Source organism: Aquipseudomonas alcaligenes, assembly GCF_003205495.1.
Classification (GTDB): domain Bacteria; phylum Pseudomonadota; class Gammaproteobacteria; order Pseudomonadales; family Pseudomonadaceae; genus Aquipseudomonas; species Aquipseudomonas alcaligenes_B.
On record NZ_QJRX01000009.1, the window covers coordinates 150,665 to 165,775 of the forward strand.

Genomic DNA, 15,111 nt, shown 5'->3' on the forward strand with positions numbered 1-15,111 from the left:
CAGCTCATGACACTTTCCATACACCCCGAGGCCCGTATCTCGCCCATGGCCGATATCGAGGACTCCACGCGCGGGACGCTCATCCAAATCGGCGCCGGTTCGGTGGTCGACAGTTTCGTCAAATTCAAGCCAGCGGGGGGCGCTGGCGATGTGCTGATCGGCGAGCGTACGACCATCAACTCCTGCTGTGTGTTGTACACCGGCAACGGCATCCTGATCGGCAATGATGTGGCCATCGCCGCCAACTGTGTGTTCGCGCCGGTGAACCACGAGTTCAGTGCGCGTGAGAAACTGATTCGCGAGCAACGCTTTCGGCCGAGCAAGGGCGGCATCCTTATTGAGGACGACGTCTGGATCGGTGCCGGTTGCGTAATTCTCGATGGCGCCATCCTGCGCAAGGGCTGCGTGATCGGCGCCATGTCGCTGGTGCGTGGTGAGGTGCCGGCCTACAGCATTAATGCGGGTAATCCACTACAGCTCTTGGGGTGGCGCACGTGAGTCGATTCACCGTCCTGGGTGCGGGCGGCTTCATCGGCCGGCACTTGGTTGCGCACCTGAGGGCTTCCGGCCATCAGGTGCTGACGCCCGCGCGGGATGTCAGTTTGGCCGGGCAGGCACACGGGCATCTGATCTACGCCGTCGGCCTGACCGGTGATTTCCGCCAACGTCCGTTGGATGCGGTGGATGCCCACGTCGGCTTGCTGGCGCGAGTACTGCGTGAGGCGAGCTTCGAATCCTTCCTCTATCTCTCGTCGACACGCGTCTATGGCGGCCTTTCGGCTGATCAGCTGGCTCAGGAAGACATGGACCTGCCGCAGCGACCAACTCTCGACGGGCTCTACGATTTGTCCAAGCTGCTCGGAGAGTCGATGTGTCTGGCCCAAAACCACCCGGCTGTGCGTGTGGTACGTCTGAGTAATGTCTACGGAGTCGGGCAGAGCCCGCATACTTTTCTGCAGATGGTACTGGCGGAGCTGCTGCGCGAGGGCGAGGTGACGATTGGAGAGGCGGCGGAGTCGACCAAGGACTACGTGTCGCTGCGCGACGTGATCGAGCTAATTCCGCGTATCTCCGAGCACGGCGATTCACGCCTCTACAATCTGGCTAGCGGTATCAATCTGTCTCATCGCGAGCTTGCCGAGCGTCTACAGGTGCTGACCGGCGCTCGGGTGCGCTTTGCCGAGGATGGTGTCTGCCGGCGCTTTCCGCGCATAGATATATCTCGTATCAGTCGGGCTTTTGCCTGGCAGCCTCGCAGTCTGCTGGTGGATCTGCCGGAGCTGCTTGGGCGATGAAGATCGATCCTGTGGTTCACTCCCTAAATTCAAGAGGTTTGTCATGACTGCATCCAATCCTGATCCGATCCAAGCCTTCGAACAAGAGAAAGCCGAGCGGATTGCCACCTACCCGCAGGATGCGGCCTGGCAAGCGCAGTCGCGTGCCTGGATGCGCCGAGCCTTCGAACAGAAGTACATGTACAACTTTAGCTGGATGGGCCGCCCAATCATCCAGACCCCAGTGGACATGATGGCCATGCAGGAGCTGATCTGGCAGGTGAAACCCCAGGTCATAATCGAGACCGGTGTGGCTCACGGCGGCTCGTTGCTATTCTACGCCTCGCTGCTGGAGCTGCTGGGCGAGGGCGAGGTGGTTGGCATCGACATTGATATCCGAGCACATAACCGCAAGGCTATTGAGGACCACCCGATGAGCAAGCGCTTGCACCTGATCCAGGGTTCCTCCACCAGCGCCGAGGTGGTCGAGCAGGTGCGTGCCCGGGTAGCGGGCAAGCAACGAGTGATGGTGTGCCTGGACTCCAACCACACCGAGGAGCATGTGTTAGCCGAGTTGGCTGCCTATGCGGAACTGGTGACCAAGGGCAGCTACCTGGTTGTCTTCGACTCGGTAGTGGAGGATTTGCCCAAGGACTTCTTTGCCGATCGACCGTGGAATGTTGGCGACAACCCGAAAACTGCAGTGCACAAGTGGTTGCCAATGCACCCTGAGTTCGCCATCGACCGTGACTTTGAGAGCAAGCTACTGCTTACCGTCTGCCCTGAGGGGTTCCTCAAGCGCCTCGATTGATCTCAAAAGCCCTGACGTGCTGCCGAAAACCATACTGGTAGCGCGTCAATTTTCTCGTATTTTCCCACCTTCATTTTCTTGGGAGACGTAAATTGTTGATTGAGCTTCGGAAAAAAAATTGATTTTTTCTTGCTCAATCCACCTAAAGTTGCCCCAGACAGCGCCGATACAAAGACCGAATGCGAACTTTATGGGGCGTCTGAGCAAGCAGGCCCGAAGCTCGCAAGCTCAGACAACCAGTTAGTACGGTCCTTTGGAGGCAAATACCATGGCCCTGACAGTCAACACAAACGTCGCTTCGCTGAACACTCAGCGTAACCTCAACACCTCGTCCAAGGGTCTGGATACCTCTCTCCAGCGCCTGTCCACCGGTTTCCGCATCAACAGCGCCAAGGATGACGCGGCTGGTCTGCAGATCTCCAACCGCCTGACCAGCCAGATCAACGGCCTGAACGTTGCCACCCGTAACGCCAACGACGGTATTTCCCTGTCGCAGACCGCTGAAGGTGCTCTGCAGCAGTCCACCGGTATTCTCCAGCGTATGCGTGATCTGGCCCTGCAGTCGGCCAACGGTTCCAACGGTGGCACCGAGCGTGCTGCACTGCAGTCCGAAGTGTCGCAGCTGCAGCAGGAGTTGAACCGTATCGCCGACACCACCAGCTTTGGTGGGCGCAAGATTCTCGACGGTACCTTCGGCTCGCAGAGCTTCCAGGTTGGCGCCAATGCTTATGAAACCATCAGCGTCTCCATCGGTGCAGCCAGTGCAACCCGCATCGGTGTCAACCGCACCGACTTGGGCACCAGTGCCCAGTCTGCAGTAGCCGGTGCGAGCGCCTTCGCTGCGTTGAACGCAACCAGCCAGGGCTATCAGGACAGCACTTTTGCTGTCATTGGCAAGCTGGGCAGTGCCAACGCGGACTTCGCGACTGGCTCTTCCGCTCGTGAAATCGCTGCGGCAATCAACGCCGACTCCGACGAGACTGGTGTTTCCGCTACCGCTCGTACCGTGGCCCGTCTGGGTGGCTTCTCCAACACCGCTGCTGCCACTGTATCTTTCAACCTGTACGGTGCGAACAACTCTGCAGCTTCCGCTGGCGTCGCGATCTCCGCCAACGTCACCGACTTCACCGATCTGAGTGCTCTTGCTGACGCGATCAACAAGGAAACCGGTACCACCGGTATCGCAGCGCGCTCTCTTGGCTCCAGTGTTGAACTGGTGAATGACAAGGGCGACTCGATTCTCATCGACGGCTTCTCCGGTGGTGGTGCAACTCCTACCATCACTGCCTATAACTTCGACGGCGATACTGCCCTTGGCGCTGCAGGAACTATCTCTGCCGCTGGCGGTGGTGCTCGTGTAGATGGCCGCGTACGTGTCGAGTCTCCGGATGCCTTCCAGTTGACCGGCTTGGCCGCCAACCTGGGCACCGACGGTTTCAGCTCGCTGAACGCAGTGGCTGATGTGGATATCAGCACCCAAGTCGGTGCTCAGAAGGCTCTTGGTGTGATCAGTGGTGCACTGTCCAATATCGACAGCCAGCGTGCCCAGCTCGGTGCTGTGCAGAACCGCTTCGAGAACACCATCTCGAACCTGCAGAACATCTCCGAGAACGCCTCTGCCGCTCGCAGCCGGATCCGCGACACCGACTTCGCTGCCGAAACCTCGGAACTGACCAAGAATCAGATCCTGCAGCAGGCCGGTACCGCAATCCTGGCCCAGGCCAACCAGCTGCCGCAGGCTGTGCTCAGTCTGCTCGGCTAAGGTCAGAAGCGCTAGACTGCGGGGAGAAGGGCTTGGCTCTTCTCCCCGCTACCTCATTGTGAGGAGAAATTTATGGACGTCGGCTCAATCAAGAATTCGCTGAATCCGGTACAGCAGGTGACAGGGCGCTCTGCTCCAGCCGAGGTGCCGCGCAATCAGCAGATCGACGTCGCCCCCGGCGGCGACGAGCAGGCGGCAAAGGCAGCTACCGACGAGGCTCGGGATGTCTCCCGCGAACAGGTCGAATCCGCGGTCTCGACCATTCAGGAGTTTGTCCAGTCGGTGCGCCGCAATGTCAATTTCTCGGTGGAAGACAGTTCCGGGCGTGTCGTGGTCAAGGTGACCGATGCATCTTCGGGCGATGTGATTCGCCAGATTCCCTCCGAAGAAGCTTTGCAGTTGGCAGAAAGCCTGGACGAGGTGCGCAGCCTCCTGTTCAAGGCCGAAGCCTGACAGACGAGGTTGGCACGACATTTGACTGTTAAGTGCTTGCAAGGCGTTGATTGTCATATTTTTGGCGAGGTGAGACATGGCTGGAATACTGGGCGTCGGATCGGGTATCGATATCGACAGCATAGTGACCGCACTGGTCAATGCAGAGCGGGCTCCGAAGACCCAGCAGCTTGATCGCCTGGAGAAGGCCACCACCTCGCGCTTCTCTGCTCTGGGGACCCTCAAGGGATCGCTGAGCGGCCTACAGACTGCCATCCAGAATCTTAACAAGCCCTCGTTGTTCACCAACCGTACCGCTTCGTCGAGTAGCACTAGTGTGCTTACGGCAAAGGCAGACGCCGATGCTGTGGCGGGTAAGTACAGTGTTCAGGTTCAGCAGCTTGCGACCAGCAGCAAGGTTGGTTTGCAGTCGGTTTCCACTGATGCGTCTACCAGGTTCAGCAGTGGCACCCTGACTATCTCCACTGGCTCGACGAATTTTGAAGTCGATATCACGTCCGCCAATAACAGCCTTGCCGGTGTTCGTGATGCCATCAATGCTGCCGGGAAGGATAAAGGGGTTACAGCTACCATCGTTACCGACTCATCCGGATCCCGTCTGGTGCTGAGCTCCAACAAGTCGGGCGAGGGTAATGACATCAAGGTGGCGGTAAGCGAGGATGGGGTCACCACTGGTACTGTGGCCCTTACCACCCAGGCTTTCCAGCCTTCGGCCAGCTTGTCTCTTCCCGCCTTTGCCGGTGGTCCCACCTCTACTTTCCAACCCGGCAACTTGGCGATTTCGGCTGGCAGCGTCGATCTTGATATCGCTGTGGCTGATGGCGATTCCCTGGAAGATATTCGCGACGCAATCAACACTGCCGGTGCCGGGCAGGGTGTCTCTGCTAGCATCGAAACCGATGCTTCGGGCGCTCGCCTGGTACTCAGCTCCACCAATGGAACGGCGCTGACTGCTGCTGCTACATCTTCCGGTGTTGGCAGTGGCAGCAATGCTCTCACCAGTCTCAATCCGGCAAGTGGGGTTACGGCTACTTCTGCTGGCCCGAACTCCACCACTGGGGCCGCAGGAGTTATCAGCAAAGCTCAATCCGCCGTCCTGTTCGTTGATGGTCTCAGGGTTGAAAGCAGCAGCAACTCGGTAAGCTCGGCCATTGATGGGGTCACCCTCAATCTGGCTGGCGTGCAAAGCAGTGCAGACCTGGCTGCAGGTAAGACGGTCGATATCACCATCGGGGTCGACAGGGGCTCGGTCAAAACCAATATCCAGAAGTTCGTCGATGCCTACAACGGCTTGATCAATACTGCTGCGCAGCAGACTGCGGTGGTTCAGGTGGGCGAGGGAAAAAATCCGGTCACCGGCGCCTTGGTTGGCGATGCGACTGTGCGCGGACTGCTCTCGGGGTTGCGTAGCGAACTGGTGAAAATGACTGGGAGCGAGGGGACTAGGGCTCTCGCCGAACTGGGCATCACGACCCAGAAAGACGGCACCCTGAAAATCGATGACACCAAGCTAAGTTCCGCGCTCGATAAGGATTTTGAGGCCGTTGCCAATTACTTTACCGGTGACAATGGTCTGATGGTGCGGCTCGAGAAGAATGTGAGCGCCTATCTCAAGACAGACGGTGTGTTTGATCAGCGTACCCAGGCTCTGCAGAGTACCCTGTCCAATATCGATGACCAGCGCGAGGCTCTGGACCTGCGTATCGCCAAGGTCCAGGAGCGCCTGGTTGCTCAGTACAGTGCGATGGACCAGTTGGTTGCGCGTCTGCAGAAGACCAGCGAGAGCCTGACCAACCAGCTGGCCAGTCTGCCCGGTTTCGTGAAGAAGGATTGATGATGAGCAAGAAACCCATCGATACCTACAAGCAGGTCAAGACCGCTCAGGAAGTCAGCCCGTACCGTGCCGTGCAAATGCTTCTGGACGGCGCCCTGGAGCGCGTTCTGCTGGCACGCCAGGCTCAACTGGAAGGGGATATAGAGATCCGTGGCCTGGCCGTGGGCAGCACCATCACCATCCTCGGTGTGCTGCAGTCCAGCCTGGACAAGCAGCTGGGCGGGGAAATCGCCGAGAACCTCGATGCGCTCTACGACTACATGACCCGGCGCCTGGCAGGCGTTGCGCTGGACGACACGCCGCGCAGCCTGGACGAAGTACAGCAGCTGCTCAGCCAGATCAAGTCCGCCTGGGACGCCATCGGTCCCGAGGTCGAGCCGGCTGCGGCGGCGGAGTGATTCTTCCGTTTTGCCGCTAAAGCCGCGCCCGGGATTGCCGATACAAGGACAGTAGTCAGGCAATTTCAGCGGAGCGATCATGAACGCGATGGCGGCCCTCAAGCAGTACCAAACCGTCAACACCCAAGCTCAGGTAGCCGATGCCAGTCCGCATCGTCTGATCCAGATGCTGATGGAGGGCGGTCTCTCCCGTCTGGCCCAGGCCAAGGGCGCCATGCTGCACGGGCAGGCCGCACAGAAAGGCGAGCTGATCAGCAAGGCCATTGGTATCATCGGTGGCCTGCGCGAAGGGCTGGATCTGCAGCGCGGCGGCGAAGTGGCCGCCAACCTGGATCGTCTTTATGAATACATGGTGGTACGCCTGGTCGAGGCCAATGTCACCAACGATGCGGCTATCCTCGACGAGGTCGCCGGCCTGTTGCGCAACGTCAAGTCCGGTTGGGATGCCATCAGCCACTGATGGGCCAGCAGAAGGGGAATACCATGAGTTCGTCCGTCCAGCTCCTTGAAGCCACCGGAAGCGCCCTGCGCGATGCCCTGCAGCGTCGCGACTGGACCGCCATCGGTGAGCTGGATGCGCAGTGCCGCCAGGCCGTGGAAGAGGCCATGGTCGAAGCGGTGCGCGACGAGGGGCTGCTGCAGCAGCGCATGCATGAGCTGCTCGACCTCTACCGGGAACTGGTCGCCACCTGCCAGGCCGAGCAGCGTCGCCTGGCCGGGGAGCTGGTCCAGCTCAACCAGTCGCAGCAGGGCGCCAAGGTCTATCAGCTGTTCACCTGAGCCAGGCCTCCTTCCTGGAGGCTTTCCCGGGCATCTACGGACTATTGCGGATGCCGTCGGGATTCATGGAAAAATCTACGCCATAAAATTGACTCTTGTCTGATTTTTGACTTTACTAGTGGCCAATTGCCGTTGTCGCTTGTGATTCCGCTCGGCGACCCCCTCTCCCAGCCCTCGAGCCAGAACAGAACAAGATGTGGCGTGAAACCAAGATCCTCCTGATTGATGACAATGCCGAACGCCGCCGCGACCTGGCGGTGATTCTCGGTTTCCTCGGTGAAGACCACCTGGCCTGTGGCAGCAGCGACTGGCGCCAGGCGGTGGACAAGCTCGAATCCAGCCGCGAAGTGCTCAACGTCCTGCTCGGCGATGTGACCGCCAAGGGTGGTGCGCTGGAGTTGCTCAAGCAGCTCGCCGCCTGGGACGAGAACCTGCCGCTGCTGCTGATTGGTGAGCCGGCTCCGGCCGAGTGGGCCGAGGACCTGCGCCGCCGCGTGTTGGCCAGCCTGGAGATGCCGCCCAGCTACAACAAGCTGCTCGACTCCCTGCACCGTGCCCAGGTCTACCGCGAGATGTACGACCAGGCCCGCGAGCGCGGTCGCCAGCGCGAGCCTAACCTGTTCCGCAGCCTGGTCGGCACCAGCCGGGCCATCCACCAGGTACGCCAGATGATGCAGCAGGTGGCCGACACCGAGGCCAGCGTGCTGATCCTCGGCGAGTCCGGTACCGGCAAGGAAGTGGTGGCGCGCAACCTGCACTATCACTCCAAGCGTCGCGAGGCGCCCTTCGTGCCGGTCAACTGCGGCGCGATACCGGCAGAGCTGCTGGAGAGCGAGCTGTTCGGCCACGAGAAGGGCGCTTTCACCGGCGCCATCACCAGCCGGGCCGGGCGCTTCGAGCTGGCCAACGGCGGCACCCTGTTCCTCGACGAGATTGGCGACATGCCGCTGCCGATGCAGGTCAAGCTGCTGCGCGTGCTGCAGGAGCGCACCTTCGAGCGGGTCGGCAGCAACAAGACCCAGAGCGTGGATGTGCGCATCATCGCCGCCACCCACAAGAACCTGGAGAATATGATCGAGGAGGGGACCTTCCGCGAGGACCTCTACTACCGCCTCAACGTCTTCCCGATCGAGATGGCGCCGCTGCGCGAGCGTGTGGAAGACATCCCGCTGCTGCTCAACGAGCTGATCTCGCGCATGGAGTTCGAGAAACGCGGCTCCATTCGCTTCAACTCCGCCGCCATCATGTCGCTGTGCCGCCATGACTGGCCGGGCAACGTGCGCGAGCTGGCCAACCTGGTCGAGCGCATGGCGATCATGCACCCCTACGGCGTGATCGGCGTCGGCGAGTTGCCGAAGAAGTTCCGCCACGTCGACGACGAGGACGAGCAGCTGGCCATCAGCATCCGCGAGGAGCTGGACGAGCGTGCGGTGATCGGTGCCGGCCTGCCGGGTATCGCCAACGCCGCCATGCTGCCGCCGGAAGGCCTGGACTTGAAGGACTACCTGGGCAACCTCGAGCAGGGCCTGATCCAGCAGGCGCTGGACGATGCTGGTGGCGTGGTGGCGCGTGCCGCCGAACGCCTGCGCATTCGCCGCACCACCCTGGTGGAGAAGATGCGCAAGTACGGCATGAGCCGTCGCGACGAGGAGGGTAGTGACGAGGACTGATCGGCCTCTCGTCTCGCCCAATTAAGCCGGAGCTTTGACGCAAGCTCCGGTTTTGTTTTTTAAGTTATTGAAAATAAAGAATTATTTTTTAGGCATGGGGATTGCTAAGACTCTTCTGTCCGACCGTCTGCTGACGGTTCGCCAGCCGAGAGAAGAGCATGAGCCAAGCCGCCCCCCAGCCAGACATCCCTGACAGCAGCGCCGCAGCGCCGGTCGAGCAGGCCAGTCGCGCCAGCCTGGAACAGGCCTTCGCCCTGTTCAATCAGATGTCCACCCAGCTGAGCAGTTCCTACAGCATGCTGGAGGCGCGGGTGAACGAGCTCAAGGGGCAGCTGGCCCTGGTCAGTGCCCAGCGCATGCAGGAGCTGGCGGAGAAGGAGCGCCTGGCCAACCGGCTGCAGAGCCTGCTCGACCTGCTGCCCGGCGGTGTCATCGTCATCGACGGCCAGGGCGTGGTGCGCGAAGCCAACCCGGTGGCCCGCAGCCTGCTCGGCAAGCCGCTGGTGGGCATGCTCTGGCGCGAGGTGATCGCGCGCAACTTCGCGCCGCGCGAGGACGACGGACACGAGATTTCCCTCAAGGACGGGCGCCGCCTGTCCATCGCCACCCGCTCCCTGCAGGGCGAGCCGGGGCAGCTGGTGCTGTTGACCGACCTGACGGAAACCCGGCGCCTGCAGGACCAGCTGGCCCGCCACGAGCGCCTGTCCGCCCTCGGCCGGATGGTCGCCTCGCTGGCCCACCAGATCCGCACGCCGCTGTCCGCCGCACTGCTCTATGCCAGCCACCTGTCCGAGCAAGAGCTGCCGTTCGCGCAGCAGCAGCGCTTCGCCGGGCGCATCAAGGAGCGCCTGCACGAGCTGGAGCACCAGGTGCGCGACATGCTGGTGTTCGCCCGCGGCGAGCTGCCGCTGCCCGATCGCATCGCTCCGAATGACCTGTTCGATGCCCTGCGCGGTGCCGCCGAACCCCATGTGCTGGGTATGCAGGTGCGCTGGCAGTGCGACGCGCGTCTGGGCGAACTGCTGTGCAACCGCGACACCCTGGTCGGCACCGTGCTCAACCTGATCGAGAACGCCATCCAGGCCGGTGGCCGCGAGGCGCGCCTGAAGATTCACCTGTATGCGCGCGGCAACAGCCTGCGCCTGTGCGTCAGCGACAACGGCCCGGGCATCGACCGCGCCACCCTGGCGCGCCTCGGCGAGCCGTTCTTCACCACCAAGACCACCGGTACCGGCCTCGGCCTCGCCGTGGTCAAGGCGGTGGTGCGTGCCCACCAGGGCGAACTGCGCCTGCGCTCGCGCGTCGGCCGCGGCACCAGCGCCACCCTCGTATTGCCGCTGATCACTGCGGCGCAACCGGATAATCAGGAGTAAGCCCATGACTGCCAAGGTTCTGCTGGTCGAAGACGACCGCGCGCTGCGCGAGGCCCTTGCCGACACGCTGATGATCGGCGGGCATGACTTCCGCGCCGTGGAATGTGCCGAGGATGCGCTTGCCGCGCTGGGCGAGGAGGCCTTCGGCCTGGTGGTTAGCGACGTCAACATGCCCGGCATGGACGGTCACCAGCTGCTCGGCCTGATCCGCACACGTTACCCGCAACTGCCGGTGCTGCTGATGACCGCCTACGGCGCCGTGGAGCGCGCGGTGGAGGCCATGCGTCAGGGCGCCGCCGATTACCTGGTCAAGCCGTTCGAGCCGCGCACCCTGCTGGAGCTGGTGGCGCGCCACGCGCTCGGCCGCATCAGTGCCGGCGAAGGCGAGGGTCCGGTGGCCTGCGAGCCGGCCAGCCAGCAGCTGCTGGAGCTGGCCGCGCGGGTGGCCAGGAGCGACTCCACCGTGCTGATCTCCGGCGAGTCCGGCACCGGCAAGGAGGTGCTGGCACGCTATATCCACCAGCAGTCGACCCGTGCCGACGGTCCCTTCATCGCCATCAATTGCGCGGCGATTCCCGACAACATGCTCGAGGCCACTCTATTCGGCCACGAGAAGGGCGCCTTCACCGGCGCCATCGCCGCCCAGCCGGGCAAGTTCGAGCTGGCCGACGGCGGTACCATCCTCCTCGACGAGATCTCCGAGATGCCGCTGAGCCTGCAGGCCAAGCTCCTGCGCGTGCTGCAGGAACGCGAGGTGGAGCGGGTCGGCGCGCGCAAGCCGATCAGCCTGGACATCCGCGTGCTGGCCACCACCAACCGCGACCTGGCTGGCGAAGTGGCGGCCGGGCGTTTCCGCGAGGACCTCTACTATCGCCTGTCGGTGTTCCCGCTGGCCTGGCGCGCCCTGCGCGAGCGTCCCGCCGACATTCTGCCGCTGGCCGAGCGCCTGCTGGCCAAGCACGTCAAAAAAATGAACCATGCCGCCGTGCAGCTCTCGCCGCAGGCGCGCGCGGCCCTGGTGGCGCATGCCTGGCCGGGCAACGTGCGCGAGCTGGATAACGCCATCCAGCGCGCCCTGATCCTGCAGCAGGGCGGGCTGATCCAGCCCAACGACCTGTGCCTGACCGCGCCCATCGGCATGGCGCCGATGCCCGCCGCGCCAGCCGTGAGTCTGGTGGTCAGCAACCCGCTCGCCGGCGCGCCGCTGGCCAGTGGTACGCCAGCAAGCGCAGAGCCCGGTGTTGCCGAGGGCGCTGGCGCCCTGGGCGAGGATCTGCGCCGCCGTGAGTTCCAGATGATCATCGATACCCTGCGCGCCGAGCGTGGCCGCCGCAAGGAGGCCGCCGAGCGCCTCGGTATCAGCCCGCGCACCCTGCGTTACAAGCTGGCGCAGATGCGCGACGCCGGCATGGACGTCGAGGCCTATCTCTACGCCAGCTGATGGCCGCGATGGGGTGGGCCTGTGACCAACCCATCCCGTTCCGCGCAGGCTCACTTTTTCCCCTCTTGGCCCGCCACTGTGCGGGTCTTTGTTTTTTGGCACTGTGCTTGCAAATACCTCTGCAAAAGCCGCGCAGCGTCAAAAAACCGCGGCAGCTGGAGGAAGAAGGTCATGAGCCAGGGTGTCGAATTCAATCGCCTGATGTTGGAAATGCGCTCCATGCAGATGGAGGCCATGGCCAAGATCAAGCCCGTACAGGTTGCTGCTCCGGAGCCGGGTGCGCCAAGCTTCTCGGAGATGCTCGGCCAGGCGGTGAACAAGGTGAGCGAGACGCAGCAGGCCTCCAGCCAGCTGGCCACGGCCTTCGAGATGGGGCAGGGCGGTGTCGATATCACCGATGTGATGATCGCCTCGCAGAAGGCCAGTGTGTCTTTCCAGGCCATGACCCAGGTGCGTAACAAGCTGGTCCAGGCCTACCAAGACATCATGCAGATGCCGGTCTAACGGGGCGGAGTTGAGTCATGGCTGAAGCAGTCGCTGCAAACGTACCCGCCACCACCGGCGCCGAAGAGGCGAAGAAGCCGCTGTTCGGGCTGTCCTTCCTGGAAAACCTCTCCGAGATGTCCATGCTGCGCCAGATCGGCCTGCTGGTCGGCCTGGCCGCCAGCGTGGCGATCGGTTTCGCCGTGGTCCTGTGGTCGCAGCAGCCGGACTATAAGCCGCTGCTCGGCAACCTGGCCGGCATGGACAGCAACCAGGTGATGGAGGTGCTCAACGCCGCCGACATCGCCTACACCGTGGAGCCGAATTCCGGCGCCCTGCTGGTCAAGTCCGACGAGCTGGGCCGCGCGCGCATGAAGCTGGCCGCCGCCGGCGTAGCGCCCAGCGATGGCAACGTCGGCTTCGAGATCCTTGATCAGGAGCAGAGCCTGGGCACCAGCCAGTTCATGGAGGCCACCCGCTACCGCCGCGGCCTGGAAGGCGAGCTGGCGCGCACCATTTCCAGTCTGAACAACGTCAAGGGCGCCCGTGTGCACCTGGCCATCCCGAAGAGTTCGGTGTTCGTGCGCGACGAGCGCAAGCCGACCGCCTCGGTGCTGGTCGAGCTGTACCCGGGCCGCAGCCTGGAGCCGAGCCAGGTGATGGCGATCGTCAACCTGGTGGCCACCAGTGTGCCGGAGCTGACCAAGTCGCAGGTCACCGTGGTCGACCAGAAGGGCAACCTGCTGTCCGACCAGCAGGAGCTGTCCGAGCTGACCATGGCCGGCAAGCAGTTCGACTACACCCGGCGCATGGAAAGCTTGTTCACCCAGCGCGTGCACAACATCCTGCAGCCGGTGCTGGGCAACGGCCGCTACAAGGCCGAGGTGTCCGCCGACGTCGACTTCAGCGCGGTGGAATCCACCTCCGAGATGTTCAACCCGGACCAGCCGGCCCTGCGCAGCGAGCAGCAGGTCAACGAACAGCGCTCCAGCAGCCTGCCGCCACAGGGTGTGCCGGGTGCTCTGAGCAACCAGCCGCCGGGCGCCGCCAGCGCTCCCGAGCAGGCTGCCGCCCAGCCGGCGCCGGCCGGCCCGGTCGCCCCCGGCCAGCCGCTGCTGGACGCCAACGGCCAGCAGATCATGGACCCGGCCACCGGCCAGCCGATGCTGGCGCCGTACCCGGCCGACAAGCGCGAACAGTCCACCCGCAACTTCGAGCTGGACCGTTCGATCAGCTACACCAAGCAGCAGCAGGGCCGCCTCAAGCGCCTGTCGGTGGCCGTGGTGCTGGACGACAAGGTCAGCATCAATGCCGAGACCGGCGAGGTCACCCGCACCCCCTGGGGCGCCGAGGACCTGGCCCGCTTCACCCGCCTGGTGCAGGACTCGGTGGGCTTCGACGCCAGCCGTGGCGACAGCGTCAGCGTGATCAATGCGCCGTTCTCCGCCGAAACCGGCGAGGAAAGCATCGAAATCCCGTTCTACTCGCAACCCTGGTTCTGGGACATCGTCAAACAGGTACTGGGCGTGCTGTTCATCCTGGTCCTGGTGTTCGGCGTGCTGCGCCCGGTGCTCAACAACATCACCGCCGGCGGCAAAGGCGCCGGCGCGGCCGGCGAGGGCGACGTCGAACTGGGCGACATGGGTGGCCTGGAGGGCGAGCTGGCGGCCGACCGGGTGAGCCTCGGCGGGCCGCAGAGCATCCTGCTGCCCAGCCCGTCCGAGGGGTATGATGCACAACTGAACGCCATCAAGAGTCTGGTGGCAGAAGATCCGGGCCGTGTGGCCCAGGTAGTCAAAGAGTGGATCAACGCCGATGAGTGACAATCGTGCTCCTGCCAAGCTGAACAAGGTCGACAAGGCCGCCATCCTCCTGCTGTCCCTCGGCGAGACCGATGCGGCGCAGGTGCTGCGCCACCTCGGCCCCAAGGAAGTGCAGAAGGTCGGCGTGGCCATGGCCGGCATGCGCAACGTGCAGCGCGAACAGGTCGAGCAGGTGATGGGCGAGTTCGTCGACATAGTCGGCGACCAGACCAGCCTGGGCGTCGGCTCCGACGCCTACATCCGCAAGATGCTCACCGCGGCGCTGGGCGAGGACAAGGCCGGCAACCTGATCGACCGCATCCTGCTCGGCGGCAGCACCAGCGGCCTGGACAGCCTGAAGTGGATGGAGCCGCGTGCGGTGGCCGACGTGATCCGCTACGAACACCCGCAGATCCAGGCCATTGTGGTCGCCTACCTGGACCCGGACCAGGCCGCCGAAGTGCTCAGCCACTTCGACCATAAGGTGCGCCTGGACATCGTCCTGCGCGTATCCTCCCTGAATACCGTGCAGCCGGCCGCGCTCAAGGAGCTCAACCAGATCCTCGAGAAGCAGTTCTCCGGCAGCGCCAACACCACCCGCGCCAGCCTTGGCGGGGTCAAACGCGCGGCCGACATCATGAACTTCCTCGACAGTTCGGTGGAAGGCCAGCTGATGGACTCCATCCGCGAGGTGGACGAGGACCTGTCCAGCCAGATCGAGGACCTGATGTTCGTCTTCGACAACCTGGCCGACGTCGACGATCGCGGCATCCAGGCGCTGCTGCGCGAGGTGTCCTCGGACATCCTGGTGCTGGCGCTCAAGGGCGCCGACGAGGGGATCAAGGAAAAGGTGTTCAAGAACATGTCCAAGCGCGCCGCCGAGCTGCTGCGCGACGACCTGGAGGCCAAGGGCCCGGTGCGCGTCAGCGAAGTGGAGACGGCGCAGAAGGAAATCCTCACCATCGCCCGGCGCATGGCCGAGTCCGGCGAGATCGTCCTCGGCGGTGCCGGCGGCGAGGCGATGATCTAA

Annotated in this window: 15 protein-coding genes and 1 pseudogene; all 16 read left to right on the forward strand. The window is 63.2% G+C overall.

What is annotated here, in order from left to right; translation table 11 throughout:
- Positions 1-6 precede the first annotated feature (6 nt).
- The 16 genes and pseudogenes from DMO17_RS17180 (at position 7) to fliG (ending at position 15,111) form a co-directional block, all read left to right on the forward strand.
- Entirely contained in the window at positions 7-498 is a 492-nt protein-coding gene (locus tag DMO17_RS17180) for an acyltransferase (protein ID WP_110683698.1), read from the forward strand.
- Positions 495-1,295, forward strand: a complete 801-nt coding sequence (locus tag DMO17_RS17185) for an NAD-dependent epimerase/dehydratase family protein (protein ID WP_181418806.1) — start codon at positions 495-497, stop codon at positions 1,293-1,295. Before DMO17_RS17180 ends, DMO17_RS17185 begins: the two co-directional genes overlap by 4 nt.
- 43 nt (positions 1,296-1,338) lie before the next feature.
- Complete coding sequence (locus DMO17_RS17190; protein ID WP_110683700.1) at positions 1,339-2,085, forward strand: cephalosporin hydroxylase family protein; 747 nt, start codon at positions 1,339-1,341, stop codon at positions 2,083-2,085.
- A gap of 268 nt (positions 2,086-2,353) precedes the next feature.
- Positions 2,354-3,109: pseudogene (locus tag DMO17_RS20140) on the forward strand (flagellin N-terminal helical domain-containing protein); the annotation flags it as partial.
- Positions 3,092-3,847, forward strand: coding sequence for a flagellin (locus tag DMO17_RS20145; RefSeq protein ID WP_375538029.1), 756 nt, complete (start codon positions 3,092-3,094; stop codon positions 3,845-3,847). The pseudogene DMO17_RS20140 and the gene DMO17_RS20145, both read left to right, overlap by 18 nt.
- Positions 3,848-3,919: 72 nt before the next feature.
- Positions 3,920-4,300: a flagellar protein FlaG gene (locus DMO17_RS17200; RefSeq protein WP_110683702.1), complete on the forward strand. Its 381-nt coding sequence runs from the start codon at positions 3,920-3,922 to the stop codon at positions 4,298-4,300.
- A gap of 76 nt (positions 4,301-4,376) precedes the next feature.
- Positions 4,377-6,134, forward strand: coding sequence for a flagellar filament capping protein FliD (gene fliD / locus DMO17_RS17205; RefSeq protein ID WP_110683703.1), 1,758 nt, complete (start codon positions 4,377-4,379; stop codon positions 6,132-6,134).
- Positions 6,135-6,136: 2 nt separating this feature from the next.
- Complete coding sequence (fliS, locus tag DMO17_RS17210) at positions 6,137-6,532, forward strand: flagellar export chaperone FliS (protein WP_110683704.1); 396 nt, start codon at positions 6,137-6,139, stop codon at positions 6,530-6,532.
- Between the two features lie 79 nt (positions 6,533-6,611).
- Positions 6,612-6,992, forward strand: a complete 381-nt coding sequence (gene fliS, locus DMO17_RS17215; RefSeq protein WP_110683705.1) for a flagellar export chaperone FliS — start codon at positions 6,612-6,614, stop codon at positions 6,990-6,992.
- Between the two features lie 23 nt (positions 6,993-7,015).
- The gene (fliT, locus tag DMO17_RS17220) at positions 7,016-7,312 is read left to right on the forward strand and encodes a flagellar protein FliT (RefSeq protein ID WP_110683765.1); all 297 of its coding nucleotides are present in this window, start codon (positions 7,016-7,018) and stop codon (positions 7,310-7,312) included.
- A 194-nt stretch (positions 7,313-7,506) separates the two neighbouring features.
- The gene (locus tag DMO17_RS17225) at positions 7,507-8,982 is read left to right on the forward strand and encodes a sigma-54-dependent transcriptional regulator (RefSeq protein ID WP_110683706.1); all 1,476 of its coding nucleotides are present in this window, start codon (positions 7,507-7,509) and stop codon (positions 8,980-8,982) included.
- A gap of 158 nt (positions 8,983-9,140) precedes the next feature.
- Entirely contained in the window at positions 9,141-10,355 is a 1,215-nt protein-coding gene (locus tag DMO17_RS17230; RefSeq protein ID WP_110683707.1) for a sensor histidine kinase, read from the forward strand.
- A gap of 4 nt (positions 10,356-10,359) precedes the next feature.
- Entirely contained in the window at positions 10,360-11,796 is a 1,437-nt protein-coding gene (gene fleR, locus DMO17_RS17235) for a sigma-54-dependent response regulator transcription factor FleR (RefSeq protein WP_110683708.1), read from the forward strand.
- A 171-nt stretch (positions 11,797-11,967) separates the two neighbouring features.
- Positions 11,968-12,300, forward strand: coding sequence for a flagellar hook-basal body complex protein FliE (gene fliE / locus DMO17_RS17240; protein WP_110683709.1), 333 nt, complete (start codon positions 11,968-11,970; stop codon positions 12,298-12,300).
- A 17-nt stretch (positions 12,301-12,317) separates the two neighbouring features.
- The gene (fliF, locus tag DMO17_RS17245) at positions 12,318-14,102 is read left to right on the forward strand and encodes a flagellar basal-body MS-ring/collar protein FliF (protein WP_110683710.1); all 1,785 of its coding nucleotides are present in this window, start codon (positions 12,318-12,320) and stop codon (positions 14,100-14,102) included.
- On the forward strand, positions 14,095-15,111 hold the full coding sequence (gene fliG / locus DMO17_RS17250; protein WP_110683711.1) for a flagellar motor switch protein FliG: 1,017 nt from the start codon (positions 14,095-14,097) through the stop codon (positions 15,109-15,111). The genes fliF and fliG overlap by 8 nt, the downstream gene beginning before the upstream one ends.